12 protein-coding genes are annotated in these 14,080 nt (G+C 65.6%); 9 read left to right on the top strand and 3 right to left on the bottom strand.

The window, feature by feature from the left end:
* The first annotated feature begins 96 nt into the window (after positions 1-96).
* The 8 genes from ACVWY6_RS04490 to ACVWY6_RS04455 all read left to right on the top strand — a co-directional run bounded on the left by ACVWY6_RS04490 (position 97) and on the right by ACVWY6_RS04455 (position 8,805).
* Positions 97-1,614 (top strand): ABC transporter substrate-binding protein, encoded by a 1,518-nt coding sequence (locus tag ACVWY6_RS04490; protein WP_457536889.1) that lies wholly within the window; start codon positions 97-99, stop codon positions 1,612-1,614.
* 70 nt (positions 1,615-1,684) lie between these two features.
* Positions 1,685-2,611, top strand: coding sequence for an ABC transporter permease (locus ACVWY6_RS04485; RefSeq protein WP_457536367.1), 927 nt, complete (start codon positions 1,685-1,687; stop codon positions 2,609-2,611).
* Between the two features lie 9 nt (positions 2,612-2,620).
* A complete protein-coding gene (locus ACVWY6_RS04480; protein WP_457536365.1) occupies positions 2,621-3,637 on the top strand; it encodes an ABC transporter permease in 1,017 nt (338 codons plus the stop codon).
* The gene (locus ACVWY6_RS04475) at positions 3,634-4,656 is read left to right on the top strand and encodes an ABC transporter ATP-binding protein (RefSeq protein ID WP_023963239.1); all 1,023 of its coding nucleotides are present in this window, start codon (positions 3,634-3,636) and stop codon (positions 4,654-4,656) included. The genes ACVWY6_RS04480 and ACVWY6_RS04475 overlap by 4 nt, the downstream gene beginning before the upstream one ends.
* Complete coding sequence (locus ACVWY6_RS04470) at positions 4,649-5,716, top strand: ABC transporter ATP-binding protein (RefSeq protein WP_457536363.1); 1,068 nt, start codon at positions 4,649-4,651, stop codon at positions 5,714-5,716. Before ACVWY6_RS04475 ends, ACVWY6_RS04470 begins: the two co-directional genes overlap by 8 nt.
* Entirely contained in the window at positions 5,713-6,429 is a 717-nt protein-coding gene (locus tag ACVWY6_RS04465) for a sulfite exporter TauE/SafE family protein (RefSeq protein WP_457536362.1), read from the top strand. Before ACVWY6_RS04470 ends, ACVWY6_RS04465 begins: the two co-directional genes overlap by 4 nt.
* Positions 6,430-6,454: 25 nt before the next feature.
* Entirely contained in the window at positions 6,455-7,813 is a 1,359-nt protein-coding gene (gudD, locus tag ACVWY6_RS04460; protein WP_457536361.1) for a glucarate dehydratase, read from the top strand.
* A 17-nt stretch (positions 7,814-7,830) separates the two neighbouring features.
* Positions 7,831-8,805: a 2-hydroxyacid dehydrogenase gene (locus ACVWY6_RS04455; RefSeq protein ID WP_457536887.1), complete on the top strand. Its 975-nt coding sequence runs from the start codon at positions 7,831-7,833 to the stop codon at positions 8,803-8,805.
* Positions 8,806-8,999: 194 nt separating this feature from the next.
* Here the strand turns inward: ACVWY6_RS04455 and ACVWY6_RS04450 are convergent, their stop codons facing one another.
* The 3 genes from ACVWY6_RS04450 to ACVWY6_RS04440 form a co-directional block, all read right to left on the bottom strand.
* Positions 9,000-10,214, bottom strand: a complete 1,215-nt coding sequence (locus ACVWY6_RS04450) for a DUF222 domain-containing protein (protein WP_457536359.1) — start codon at positions 10,212-10,214, stop codon at positions 9,000-9,002.
* A gap of 208 nt (positions 10,215-10,422) precedes the next feature.
* Complete coding sequence (locus tag ACVWY6_RS04445) at positions 10,423-11,076, bottom strand: response regulator (protein ID WP_023963229.1); 654 nt, start codon at positions 11,074-11,076, stop codon at positions 10,423-10,425.
* A complete protein-coding gene (locus ACVWY6_RS04440; protein ID WP_457536357.1) occupies positions 11,073-13,100 on the bottom strand; it encodes a sensor histidine kinase in 2,028 nt (675 codons plus the stop codon). Before ACVWY6_RS04440 ends, ACVWY6_RS04445 begins: the two co-directional genes overlap by 4 nt.
* A 182-nt stretch (positions 13,101-13,282) precedes the next feature.
* Between ACVWY6_RS04440 and ACVWY6_RS04435 the strand changes: the two genes are divergently transcribed.
* Positions 13,283-13,966: a hypothetical protein gene (locus tag ACVWY6_RS04435; RefSeq protein WP_400728106.1), complete on the top strand. Its 684-nt coding sequence runs from the start codon at positions 13,283-13,285 to the stop codon at positions 13,964-13,966.
* The last annotated feature ends 114 nt before the right edge of the window (positions 13,967-14,080 follow it).

Here is a 14,080-nt window from a genome sequence, read left to right as displayed (position 1 = left end):
CGATCGACGCGATTCACCATCATCAACGGAGGACCCATGCACGCCGCAGCCCCGCAGCCGGCATCCCGACGCCATTCCGTACGGGCGGTCGTCGCCATGGCCGCCGTGGCCGCTCTGGCCACCGGTTGTTCGGTCGCCAACTCGACACAGACCGACGCTGCCGACCCGAACACCCTGCGCATCGTGCTCCCGCAGGAGCCTCCGACGCTCGAGCCGTGCGACGCCTCGCTGACGGCCACGGGTCCCGTGGTCCGGTCCAACATCACCGAGCCGCTCATCGAACGCAATCCCGATACCGGTGACCTCGAGCCGAAGCTGGCCGACTCATGGGAGCAGACCTCTCCCAACACCTGGACGTTCCGCATCCACCAGGGCGTCAGATTCAGCGACGGCACGCCCTTCGATGCCGAAGCCGCCGCCTTCTCCATCAATCGCACGATCAACTCCACGATCGGCTGCGAGGTGGACGGCTACGTGTTCGGTGACGACGAACTGGTCGTCGAAGCGACCGATCCGGCGACGGTGACAGTGACCACCCCCACTCCGGATCCGATTCTGCCGCTGCGTGTCTCGTTCATCGAGATGGTCCCGACCAGTACCGACACCGCAGACAAGGTGCGTATCCCGATCGGCACCGGTCCCTACCGCGTCGATTACTGGGATCCGGGCCAAAAGCTGGCTCTCGCGCTCAATCCCGAGTACGCCGGCCCCACCCCGGAGTACAGCCGCGCGGTGTACCAGTGGCGTACCGAGGGCAGCGTGCGCGCAGCCATGGTGACCAACGACGAGGCGGAGATAGCCACCTACCTGGGCCCGGAAGACGGCGCCGGGGACCTGGGTGTCTCGTACCCGAACAACGAGACCACCGCGCTGCGGATGCAGGCGGATGAACCGCCGCTCGACGACTACCGGGTTCGCGAGGCCATCGACCTGTCGATCAATCGCGACGGGATCATCAAGGCCCTCTTCCGCGGCCTCGGAGATCCGGCGGCACAGCTCGTCGGCCCGAGCATCATCGGGTTCAACGACACGATCTCTGCCACCCCCTACGACCTCGACCGCGCGAAAGAGCTTGTGGCCGAGGCCAAAGCAGACGGGGTGCCGGTCGACAAACAGATCAAGCTCATCGGGCGCACAGGGATGTACCCGAAGATCAACGAGACCATCGAGGTCATCCAGAACTCACTCGACCAGATCGGTCTCAACGTCAAGATCGAGATGATGGACACCTCCGGCCAGATGCTCTATCAGATCCGACCCTTCCCCGACGAGGGACCGATCCTGCTGATGATCCAGCACGGCAACCAGGCCGGTGATGCCCAGTTCACCGCCGAGCAGTACCTGCTGAGCGATGGCTATCAGAGCACCTATGGCACGCCCGAGTTCGACGCCGAGATAGAGACAGCCCAGAACCAGACCGGCGATGCCCGCCAGGGGGCGTTCGCCGCGGTCCTCGCCGACGAACCGAGCAAGATCCGTCAGTACGCCTACCTCGCTCACATGAACGCGGTACTGGCCAAGGCTCCGTCGGTTGCCTACCAACCGAACTCGGCAACCGGCGACGAAATGCGACTGGCCGAGATGACCCATGCCACCGCCTCCGGCAACGACTGACCCCCGCTTTCCACACCACCTGAAGGAACCTGTCATGACCAGCCCCATGTCCTCGAGAAAGCGGTGAGAGATGTTCGCCTTCCTGCGACGCCGCATGTACACCAGCCTCATCCCTCTGTTGGTCGTGCTCTTCGGTGTCTTCCTGCTCGCCCGACTCACCGGTGATCCCACCAACCTCTACCTCCCGGTGTCTGCGACCCCGGCTCAGCGTGCCGAGTTCGCGGCCGAGAACGGTCTCGACAAGCCCGTCTGGAACCAGATGCTCGACTACCTGGGCGGCGTGGTTCACCTGGACTTCGGCGAGTCCCTACGCACCGGAGAGTCGGCCGCCGAGATGGCCTTGCGGGCATTTCCCGCGACGTTGCAGCTGGCGTTCTTCACCATGTTGCTGGCCATCGTCGGCGCCGTGATCCTGGGTTGCTGGGCGGCGTTTCGGCCCAACTCACTTGCCGACCGCTTCTCGTCGCTGCTGTCGATGACCGCGGCGAGCGTCCCCGACTTCTGGTTCGCCATCACCGGCATCTGGATCTTCGCGGTGGTCCTGGGCTGGCTGCCCACGTCCGGTACGGGCAGCACCCTCTCCTGGATCCTGCCGATCGCCACACTGCTGATCAGGCCGCTGGGAGTCCTGACCCAGGTGGTCCGGGGCGCGATGGTGCAGGCGCTCTCCGCGCCGTATGTGCGACTTGCCCGCAGCAAAGGGGCCGGCGACATGCGCGTCGTCACGCACCATGCGCTGCGAAACGCCGCCGCGCCGGCGTTGACCGTGGCGGGCGACCTCGCAGTCGCGCTGGTCAACGGTGCGGTGGTGGTGGAGGCCATCTTCGGTTGGCCCGGCATCGGCAAGCTGATGATCGATTCGATCCTGCAACGCGACTTCGCAGTGCTGCAGGCCGCCGTATTGCTCACCGCTGTCAGCATTTTCATCCTCAACGTCGTCATCGACGCCGGTTACGCGCTGCTGGACGCGCGGGTCCGCGAAAAGGTCAAGGTCTAGGAGAACGTCATGTCGATTGCCACCGGACCGTCCGAGTCCACAGTCACCGATCCCACCGGTTCGCTGGTCGCGCCCACAGACATCACCGGCGATTCCGTTGCCGCAGGCAAGGTTCCGCCCAGCAAGATGCCCCTCTGGCGACTGCTGCTGCGGGATCCGATGGCCACAGTCGCCGCAGGCATCCTCGCCTTTGTCCTTCTCGTCGCCTGCTTCGGGCCGTGGCTGGTGGGTAGCGCCGCCACCGATCAGAACCTCGACCAGTCGAATCTGGCCCCGTTCAACCTCGACACCGGCTGGATGAACGTGCTCGGCACCGACCCGCTCGGTCGCAGCATGCTGGCCCGTCTGATCGTCGCCTGTCAGACCACGATGATGGTGGCCCTGCCCGCCGTGGTGATCTCTTGCGTCATCGGTTCGGTGATCGGCATGTGGGCCGGTTACCACCGCGGCTGGCGCGAGACCACCGCGATGAGGGTCGCCGACGTGATCATGAGTTTTCCTTCCCTGCTGCTGGCGGTCGTGGTGCTCTACGTGTTCTCGCCGAGTGCAGCCAATATCGTTCTGGTGCTGGCCTTCACACGCATCCCCATCTATCTGCGTACCGCACGGGCGGAGTCGGCCGAACTGCAAAGCAGGGTCTTCGTCGATGCCGCCCGCACGTTCGGCGCCAGCAGTGGGTCGATCATCCGCTCGCATGTCCTGCCGATCCTGCTGCCCACCCTGCTCACCGTTGCCACCCTCGACTTCTGTTTTGTCATGTTGGCCGAGTCGTCGCTGAGCTTCCTGGGCATCGGAATCCAGCCCCCGGACATCAGCTGGGGCCTGATGGTGTCGCAGGGACGCACCTACCTGCAGACCGCATGGTGGCTGTCGTTCTTCCCAGGTCTCGCCATCGTGGTGACCACGGTGTCCGCCACGATCCTCGCGGCGTGGGCCCGGATCGCCACCGATCCCGGCCAGCGCTGGCGCCTCACCGTGCCGCGTGCCCGCCGCCGTCTGTTCTCCTCACGAAAGGCAGTCGCATGAGCGCACCAGCCATCGCCGATCCCGGCGCGACCACCGCCGACGAGCGGATCGCCCTGGACGTCACCGACCTGACCGTCGACCTGCGCACGCCCACCGGGGTGGTGCGGGCCGTCGACCACGTCTCGTTTGTCGCCCGCCGCGGCGAGACGCTGGCCCTGCTGGGTGAGTCCGGATGTGGCAAGTCCATGACCGCCCAAGCCCTGGTCGGGCTCTTGGACCCGATCGCGGATGTCACCGATGGCACGGTGATGCTCGGGGACACCAACCTGACGACGGCGAGCAAACGCAAGCGCCGCCAGGTCGCCGGAACCGAATTGGCAATCGTCTTCCAGGACGCACTGACCGCGCTCAACCCCGTGTACACGGTCGGTACCCAGCTCGCCGAGCCGTTCCGTATCCATCGCGGGATGTCTGCGCGGGCCGCCAAACACGAGGCCATCCGGCTGATGGAGCACGTCGGCATCCCCGAGCCCGAGTCGCGTATCGACTCCTACCCCCATCAGTTCTCGGGCGGCATGCGCCAACGACTGCTGATCGCGATGGCGGTGGCCCTGAGCCCCAAGGTGCTCCTCGCCGACGAGCCGACGACCGCGCTCGATGTCACCGTGCAGGCACAGATCATGTCTCTGTTGCAGAACCTGCGGGCCGAGTTCGACATGGCGGTCATCTTGATCACCCACGACCTGGCACTGGTGGCCGAGCAGGCCGACCGTGTGGCGATCATGTACGCCGGCAACGTTGTCGAGACCGGGCCGGTCGCCGAGGTGTTCTCCCGTCCGAGACACCCCTACACCAAGGGGCTGCTCGACTCGGTGCCCGTGAACGCCAAACGGGGCGACGATCTCAAGTCCATCGGTGGCACTCCCCCGGACCTGCACTCGATCCCGACCGGGTGCGTGTACCAGGCCCGATGCCCCCTGGCACAAGACATCTGCGCCACCTCCCGACCTGCACTGAAGTCAATCGCCACCGGCCGTTCCGCGGCATGCCATTTCACCGAGGAGGTCGGCAATGTCTGAGCCCACACAACCGAGATCGACGGGATCGTCGGTCCTCGAGGTCCGCGACCTCACCAAGACGTTCCGGGTGCCGGCGGGCAAAGACGGCAAGACCGAGCTCAAGGCGCTCGACGGGATCGACCTCGATCTCGCCCCCGGTGAGACGCTGGGTCTGGTTGGTGAATCCGGTTGTGGCAAATCAACTCTCGCCCGCACTCTGATGATGCTGGAGCGTCCCGACGCCGGGACGGTCAGCTGGGATGGCGTCGATCCGTACACCCTCAAGGGCAAGGACATGCTCGCCCTGCGTCGCCGCGTCCAGATGGTGTTCCAGGATCCGTATGCCTCACTCAACGCCCGGATGACGGCCGCCGAGATCATCTCCGAGCCGTGGCGGACCCACAAGACCCTCTACAAGTCCAAGCGAGACAGGGCCGCCCGGGTGCGCGAACTCCTGCATCTGGTGGGTCTCCGCCCCAGCGACGAGCACCGCTCACCACAGGAATTCTCCGGTGGGCAGCGCCAGCGGTTGGGAATCGCCCGGGCGCTGGCCCTCAACCCGTCGGTGGTCATCTGTGACGAGCCGGTGTCGGCACTGGACCTCTCGGTGCAGGCCCAGGTGCTCAACCTGCTCAACGACCTGCAGCAGCAACTCGGCATCTCCTACGTCTTCATCTCGCACGACCTGTCGGTCGTGCGGCACGTGGCTGATCGCGTCGCCGTCATGTATCTCGGTCGCATCGTCGAAACAGGGCCTACCGAAGCAGTTTTCGACACCCCGATGCACCCCTATACCGAAGCTCTGATGTCCGCGGCGCCCACCCTCGACCCCGGAACCCGGCGCACCCGGATCATCCTGGAGGGCGAGGTGCCCTCGCCGCTGAATCCGCCGTCGGGCTGCCGCTTTCGTACTCGTTGCATGCACGCCACTTCCGAATGCGCGGAGTCGGCGCCGCCCGTCGCCACCGACGTTCCACAGCGCAAGTCGATCCGGGCGGCGCTGAGCGGTCCGGCACACGTGGCCGAGTGCTTCCACCCGCGCAACGCGGTGTCGCTCGGTATGCCCGCTGCGGTCGGGTGAGCATCACAGCTCTCGTCGTGATCAGCGTGGCAGTGTTTGCTGCCGCCTGCATGCAGGCATCGATCGGGTTCGGCATGGGAATGCTTGCCGCACCGATCGTCGCCCTGGTCGATCCATCGCTCATCCCGGGCACGCTGATCATGTCCGCGGTGGTGGTGACGCTGCTCGTGGTGGTCCGCGAACGGCAGAGCCTCGACCTCCGGGGCACCGGGTGGGCGCTGGCGGGCCGTGTCCCCGGCACCATCGCGGGGGCATTGCTGCTGCTGTTCCTGCCCGAACGCGGGCTCGCGTTGCTGCTCGCGGCCGTGGTGCTGGCCGGTGTTGTCATGGCGACGATGGGTTGGGCGCCACCGCCGCGGCGACGAAATCTCGCGACTGCGGGCGCTGCGTCGGGCCTGCTCGGCACCGCGACCTCGATCGGTGGTCCGCCGATGGCTTTGGTGTTGCAGGGATCAAGCGGCCCCCGGCTGCGCGGGAACATGAGCGCGTTCTTCTTGGTCGGGTCGTTGATGTCCATCGCGGTGCTGGCCGCCGCCGGTGCCATCGAACGGGAGAACGCCGAGATGTTCCTGATTCTCATCCCGGCGATTGTGCTGGGCTACGCGGCCTCTCGATTCGTCAACACATTGCTCGACCCGGTGCGGCTGCGCCGGCTCTCCATCGCCATCTCCTCGGTGGGGGCTGTCCTGCTCATCGGGCAGCAGATCATCTGAAATCACAACAGCGAAAGGCTCCACCATGACGTCATCAGCCACATCGCGATTATCGCGTGGTGCTCCCGCGGTCACCGAGATGCGGGTGATCCCGATCGCCGGCCGCGACAGCATGCTGCTCAACCTGTCCGGGGCACATGCTCCGTTCTTCACCCGGAACCTGGTGATGATCACCGATGCCGACGGGAACACCGGGGTCGGCGAGGTGCCGGGCGGCGAGCCGATTCGTCAGACCCTGTGCGACGCAATCGACATGGTGGTCGGACGCCACGTGGGCGACCACAACGCAATTCTCGGCGACATGCGGCGCGCCTTCGCCGACCGTGACTCGGGTGGGCGAGGCAATCAGACGTTTGATCTTCGCACCACTGTCCACGCCGTCACCGCTGTCGAATCCGCTTTGCTCGACCTGTTGGGCCAACATCTCGGAGTGCCGGTTGCCGCCCTCCTCGGCGACGGCCAGCAGCGTGAGCGCGTGCAGGCACTGGGATATCTGTTCTTCGTCGGCGACCGCACCAAGACGGGACTCGACTACCTCGACGGTTCCGGTGAGTCCGACGACTGGCTTCGACTACGGCACCAGGAGGCGCTGACCCCCGAGGCTGTCGTCGCCCTCGCCGAGGCCGCGCACGATCGTTATGGCTTCTCCGACTTCAAACTCAAGGGCGGGGTTCTCGCCCCCCAGGAGGAAGCGGCCGCGGTGACCGCGCTCGCCGAACGCTTCCCGGCCGCGCGCATCACGCTTGATCCGAATGGCGGCTGGCTGCTCTCGGAGGCGATCGAGACCTGCCGCGGACTGCGCGACGTGCTCGCCTACGCCGAGGATCCGGTCGGACCCGAGGGCGGCTTCTCCGGGCGTGAAGTGATGAGTGAGTTCAAGAGGGCCACCGGGCTGCCCACCGCCACCAACATGATCGCCACCGACTGGCGGGAGTTGGGGCACACCATCCGATCCGGAGCGGTCGACATCCCATTGGCCGATCCCCACTTCTGGACGATGGCCGGATCGGTGCGGGTGGCGCAGCTCTGCGATGTGTGGGGCCTGACGTGGGGATCGCACTCCAACAACCACTTCGACGTCTCACTGGCCATGTTCACCCACGTTGCCGCTGCCGCACCCGGCGACATCACGGCCATCGATACCCACTGGATCTGGCAGGACGGTCAGCGGATCACCAAGGAGCCGTTCGAGATCATCGACGGTCACCTCACGGTTCCCGACCGGCCCGGACTCGGTGTCGAGCTCGACATGGACCAGGTCGAGCTCGCACACGAGCTGTACCTCCGCGAGGGTCTGGGGTCCCGGGATGATTCGGTCGGAATGCAGTTCCTGGTACCGGGCTGGAGTTTCGACAGCAAGCGTCCAGCACTGGTTCGGGCATGAGCGATCCATTGGGGAGAATGGTGATCGTCGTCGGCGACCGGAACCTGCTGCCGCATCGCGAGTTGTTCGAGAGCTTGCTGCCTGCCGAGAGTGAGGTCCGGTGGCACCAACGCTTCGACGAGCAGGCGATCGTCAGCGATCTCCCGGCAGCCGATGTGTATGTGGGCGGCAGGTTCACCACAGCAATGGCAACCGCCGCCCCGCGACTGCAACTGGTGCACGTGGCAGGGGCGGGCACCGACAATGTCGCATTCGACGCGCTCGGGCCTCGCACCAAAGTCGCCAACACGTTCCATCACGAGGACTCGATCGCCGAATACGTGTTGTCCACGTCCGTCATGCTGCGCCGTGGTTTCCTCGCTCACGATCGGGCACTCCGTCAAGGAGTGTGGGCGACATCGGTGTACGACTATTCTCTTCCCCAGCCCCTCACCATGCGCGACGCACACATCGGCTTCGTGGGGTTCGGCCACATCGGGTCGAAGAGCTGGAACCTGCTGCGTACGTTAGGGTGCACCGCGTCGGCGGTTACCGGCCGCGGCACCGTCGACGCCCACGCACACGGCTTGTCATGGGCAGGAGATGCCACCGATCTGGGCCGCTTGATGACCGAGTCCGACGTTGTTGTCGTCTCGGCACCGCTGAACGCGTATACCCGAGGAATGATTGGTCCCGCGGAGTTCGAGGCCCTCGGTTCGGATGGAGTCTTGATCAACGTCGGACGGGGGCCACTTGTTCAGCAGCAGGCTCTCTACGATGCACTCAGCACGAACACCATTCGTGCGGCCGCCATCGACGTCTGGTACTCGTACCCCGGCCCGGATGGTCGCGGTGTGCCGGGCGATCTGCCGTTCGCCGAACTCCCCAATCTGCTGATGACGCCCCATGCTTCCGGCGTCACGCACGACACTTTCGTGGGACGGGTTCGGGACATCGCCGACAACATCCGCAGACTCGCCCGGGGCCTGACACTGGCTCGCACCGTCGGCTGATCGCGCGGGTGACAGGTGGTACGTCCGCCGCCCGAAGGAGTTCGGTCAACGGGCGCCGTCACCCGGCGGTTCACACTGTGGAGTTGTCAATGTTCTATCGCGGTTCCGGCCGTGGGCCGGCTGCGAGTGGGTCTATCGATCTATTGGCCCAGCAGTTCGGTGTGGTCTTGCAGCTTTGTGCGGTTCGGCCGCATTCACGCAGCGAGGGTGAGCGTCCTACGGTTGTAGGCCGGCAGGGGTTTTCGCAGCGGATCCACGTCGGCGGGCGGTAGCAGCCATGGGTGTTTGTCTGGCCCCATGACAACGTCCCAGTCCGTATTGTGAACTGCGCGGTGGCAGGTGCGGCACAACAGGCACCCGTTCTCCAGGGTGGTCGGGCCACCTTCTTGCCAGTGAACGATGTGATGGCAGTCGGACCATTCCGCCGGCGCCCCGCATTTCACACAGCACGCGTCCCGGATGATGATCGCCTTGCGCAGCAGCCCGGTGAAGAGGCGGCGTGGTGGGCTCATATCGATCGGCACCTCTTGGCCGTCCAAGGTCACCGATGTGATGGACGAGTCGCAGGCGAGCGCGGCGGCAGTGGCTTCGGTGATGGGACCCATCCACCGCAACGATGCGCGATCGGGTTCATCGGCCGGAACAGTCACGATCACTTCCGTTCTCGGGGCCCGCGCCGATGTTCGTCCACCACCGCAGTCCAATAGCTGGTGCAGGGCATCGGCTCTGCGCTGCGCTGGGGACCGGCGATCTTCACTTCCGTCGGGCTCCGGGCGCGGCTTGCTCCAGACGTTCAGGGCAGATCGCATCTTCTCTCCCATCACCGCATCGAGATCGAACTTTCCCACGAACCGACCGTCGACAACTGCAAAGTCCACGGTGTTCATCGCCGAATCCTCGGACGCCGGGAGCCCACCCGTGTTCCCAGAGATCTGATTTCCGAGCTTGCGCGCGGCCTTGCCCACCTCGTCGGGCGAGGCGCCGGAGATGGCGTGGCTCAACAATTTCCGTTCGATGTCCGCTCGATCCTCAGCAACCATCTCGGAGCCGGCCCGGGCCGCGACGTGCGCGCGCCCCCTGACCACCGCATCAACATGTTCGGTCGACAGGAATCCATCGCGAAAGTAACCGGCGGTGCGATCCAAACCGGTCAGTCCGGTCCCGATCCGCAACCACCGTGATGCAACCGCTGGAGCCACCCCATTGGCTTGCAACAACTTCGAGGTGGTGGACCCTGACTTCTTCGCTATCCCCAGCCGTTCGATATGCGCTGCTGCAGCAGACAACTTGCACTCGGTCGCATTGCGAAGGGTGATCAAGTCCTTGATCAGACCCACAACACCCGGTGGGTCATCTGGAACGACCAACCCCATCACATCGTCGACCACATCGAGAATTCGCATCCTCATACCCCTCCCCAGGGACCCCCACAGCAGTTACGCCGATCGAACTCTGCGCGCTGCCCGATTGATGCCTTCATATTACCGCATTCGAACACATGTTCGCAAGCCCCGATTTGCAGATTTCTGCTGTCCAGCAACAGCTTTCGCCAACTGGGAGAGCGCACACGCCCGTCGGGCGGAGGCTACCATCCACCTCCGACATCACCCCGTCGCGTCAGTCTGGCTGTCCGCCAACACCTGCGTCCCTCGCCCTGGCCACCGCCTCCGCCCTCGTCCGAGCACGCATCTTGGCCAGGATCTCACTGACCCGGTTGCGAACTGTTTTCTCGGACAGGAACAACCGGCGGGCGATGGCAGCGTTGTCCAAACCTCGGGCCATCAGTTCCAGGACTTCGCGCTCGCGGCTCGTCAGCTCCGGAAATGCCTGGGGTCCAGCACTGTTCGGGGCCATCGCCGAGAAGAACCCGACCACCTGTTCGGCGACGCGGGGTCCGAAGACGGCCTCCCCCCTGGCGACCGCCGCAATCGTGCGGTGCACATCACCGGCCTCGGCTTCCTTGAGCAGATAGCCTCGGGCGCCGGCCCGCAGGGCTGCGAAGACCGAGTCAGGGTCCTCGCTCATCGTCAGGACCACCACTGCGACGTCCGGATACCTGTCCACCACCCGCGCCGTGGCCGCGAGCCCACCGATACCGGGCATCCGCAAGTCCATGAGCACCACCTGCGGCCGTAGTTCTTCGACGGCCCGGAGCGCCGACTCGCCGTCGGCGGCTTCCCCGACGACCTCGACGTCGTCCATCGCCGACAGCACCGCGAGCATACCTGCGCGAAATAGCGCATGGTCGTCAACCACGAGCACCGATGTCATTGACGCACAGCCTCTCTCGGCACAGCGACAGACGCGATGGGCACCACCAACCGCACCACCGTTCCTCCCCCTTGGGCGGCAAGGTGTTCCACGCGGCCACCCACTTCGGCGGCACGCTGCCGCATGCTCATCAATCCCACGCCAGGTGTCGGCCGGCCTGGCATTCCTCGACCGTTGTCGCTGACCCGGAGTTCGAGATTCTCCTCGTCGCATTCCACGTCGATCCTCACCCGTGACGCCGCGCTGTGGTGCACCACGTTGGTGACCGCTTCGGCGGCGATGGTGTACGTGGCGACCTCCGCGGCCGCAGGCAGTTCACCCATGTCATCAAGCTGCACAACACCTTCGATGGCACCGAGACCGTCCACGAGTTGACGCAGCGCCTGTGCCAGCCCCAGCTGGTCCAGAACCGGTGGCCGCAGACCACGAGACACCGCACGTACCTGGACCACCGCTTCGCGGACCCGGTCCCGGATCCCATCGGCCTTGTGCGCGTGGGCATCATCACCCTTTCGGCGGAGCTCGGCGGCCAGTGCATCCATCTGCAGGGCGATCCCCGCAAGACCCGGGCCCACCCCGTCGTGCAGATCATTGCGCAGCCGTCGTCGTTCCTCTTCCCGGGCCGCGACGATACTGGCACGAGAGTGCTCGGTCTCGGCCACCAGCGACGTGGCATAAGCCATCATCGCTGCGTGTGCCGCGACCTGTTCGAGGAGTCGGCGTTCTTCAGCGCTGAACCCCTCGCCGACGCGCCGCGGTGCGACCTCGAGCTGACCGACTCTGCGTCCCAGCGCAATTGCGTCGATGGTGACCACATGGGCAGGCCGAATCCCTTGTTCGGCCCGCACCACACCGTCGAAGGCCACGTACGGCATACGCAACTCCGTGCGCAATGCGGAGATCAAGTCGGTGAGCGCTGCACGCGGCTCCGACGACAGCGTCACCGCCTCGGAGATCCGCGGCGCAAGAGTGCGGCTGCCGCGCAGTTGCGGGAACCACCAGTTGTCGATGACCCGTTGCAACACGGCGCGGACGGCAAAGGCTCCCAGCACAAGCACCACCACCAGGGCGATTCCGGCTCGGGATCCTGCCAGCTCTGGATCCAGCCGCCACAGCATCAGGCCGCCGCCCGCGGCCACCAGAGCGACCACGAGGACCAGCACGATCGAACGACTCAGGGCGAACTCGGCGTCCACCAGACGAAAACGAAGGGTCGCCGACACGACCGCCACCGGGGGCGCCAGAAGCGCGATGACAAACGCCGCGTTGCCTGGCCCGGTCTCACCGAGCAGGAGCGCCAAGATGAGCGCGCAGGCCATGACGATGCCGCCGACCATGAACCACTGCAACTGCGCCCGCTGCACCCCGACCGCGCGTCGCGTCCGCAGCACCAGCGCGACCACCGCGAGCGGCGTCGCCACCGCCAGGCAATAGAACGAACTCACCAAAGTCACGTAGTTCAGCGGCTCCAGCACATCGATACCGATGGGGTTCTGCACTGCCGCGTCGACGTCAGCGCGACCTGGAACCACCATTCGCGCGCCGACGGCCGCCATCGCGGCCGAAAGCGCGGAGATCGCCAGGATCTTCTCAGGCCGCGACCCGAATCCGCCCTCCGGGAACATCAGTGTGAGCAGCGGCAACACAATGAAATAGACGCCGAAGCCGAACATCGAAATCCAGTCGGCCACCGCAGAACCCGGCAGCGGCGAGACTTTCGCACTCCAGACGCTGTACTGCCCGAGGAGCAGGTAGACACTGATCAACCCCGTCGCCACCAACAGCCATCCGCAGCGATTGCGCGGCTGGTGCCACAACAGCACCACACCCGCCACGGGCCACGCCGCACCGAGCACCAGATCGCTCGCGAACATCGGCTCGGCACTCACACGTTCGGTGAGTTCATGGTGGAGCACAAGCGCGCCCACGATGGACGTCACCGCGCCGACCCCGAGCACCAGCGCGATCCGGCGAAGCGCGGAATCACCGATCTTGTCGGCGAGACCGTGGACGGTAGCTCTCACCAGGTCATCGTGGCACGTCGATTCGCAGAAAACCGCTGCAGACGCGAACTTCCCGGCAACCAGGGACCGGCGTCCCTGTCGACCGGGACACGTCCCCCCAGACAGTTCTGTCATGTCCATTCCCGACAGTTCCGACAACGCGGACGGAAACGGCCCGCACCCCGACACAAAGGAGAACAACGATGACCACACCCACGACCCAGGCACTGACCGACACCACGGAGACGGCGACGAGGGGACGCTGGCCGTGGTTGGGCGTGGCTGCCGGAATCGGCGCATTGGCAGCCACTCTGGCCTTCGATCTCCATCCCGAGTGGGACGAGAACACGCCCTACAACGCGGACATTGTCGACGATGTCAGTAGCGGCAAAGCCCACGCATCGATCATCACCGGCTATCTCACTGTCGCCCTGCTCCTGGTGCTGGCCGCCGCGTGGAAGCGCCACGTCGAACCCCGCACCCCGTCGAGCACCGCGGCGCGCGTCGTCCCGCTCGGCTTCACCGCATCCGCGGGCGCCCTCTCCCTGGGTTACGGCTGGAAGGGCGCGATGGGCCTGTACAACGGCGGTTCCGAGGACGACGCCTTCGACAAGACGGGTCTGTACGTGCTCTACGTTCTCAACGACTTCGGCTCGTTCATCGGATACCTCGGGGTCACGGTCGCTGCAGGTGCCGTCGCCTGGATGGCCTTCGGCGAGCGTCTGGTCTCTCGCTGGATCGGTGTGGTCAGCGTGCTCGCGGTTCTTCCCGTCATCGCCACCGTCGGCGCATTCGGGCTGCCCGGATTCCCAGGTGTGGTGAGCGGGGTCTGGCTGGTCATCGCGTTCGGTGGGCTCGCGCTGGGAAAGAGCACAATCAACCGGTGAGTGAGGTCGTTCGGCACGGAAAGGGGTCTGAAAATCACTGTTCCTGTCCGGGCGTAGAGTGACCGGCGCCACACTGGTCCGTGAACCCACGGGTCAGGGTGGCGCCGGATACAG

Source organism: Williamsia sp. R60, assembly GCF_054063855.1.
Note: the sequence above shows the minus strand (reverse complement) of the source record. Positions and strands in the feature narration are given on the sequence as shown.

Bases quoted from the DNA above. Each gene is read 5' to 3' on its own strand.
- ACVWY6_RS04450 (WP_457536359.1), bottom strand. From the start codon at position 10,214: ATGAGGATGCGAATTCTCGATGTGGTCGACGATGTGATGGGGTTGGTC.
- ACVWY6_RS04485 (WP_457536367.1), top strand. From the start codon at position 1,685: ATGTTCGCCTTCCTGCGACGCCGCATGTACACCAGCCTCATCCCTCTG.
- gudD (WP_457536361.1), top strand. From the start codon at position 6,455: ATGACGTCATCAGCCACATCGCGATTATCGCGTGGTGCTCCCGCGGTC.
- ACVWY6_RS04445 (WP_023963229.1), bottom strand. From the start codon at position 11,076: ATGACATCGGTGCTCGTGGTTGACGACCATGCGCTATTTCGCGCAGGT.
- ACVWY6_RS04470 (WP_457536363.1), top strand. From the start codon at position 4,649: ATGTCTGAGCCCACACAACCGAGATCGACGGGATCGTCGGTCCTCGAG.
- ACVWY6_RS04480 (WP_457536365.1), top strand. From the start codon at position 2,621: ATGTCGATTGCCACCGGACCGTCCGAGTCCACAGTCACCGATCCCACC.
- ACVWY6_RS04455 (WP_457536887.1), top strand. From the start codon at position 7,831: ATGGTGATCGTCGTCGGCGACCGGAACCTGCTGCCGCATCGCGAGTTG.
- ACVWY6_RS04435 (WP_400728106.1), top strand. From the start codon at position 13,283: ATGACCACACCCACGACCCAGGCACTGACCGACACCACGGAGACGGCG.
- ACVWY6_RS04475 (WP_023963239.1), top strand. From the start codon at position 3,634: ATGAGCGCACCAGCCATCGCCGATCCCGGCGCGACCACCGCCGACGAG.
- ACVWY6_RS04490 (WP_457536889.1), top strand. From the start codon at position 97: ATGGCCGCCGTGGCCGCTCTGGCCACCGGTTGTTCGGTCGCCAACTCG.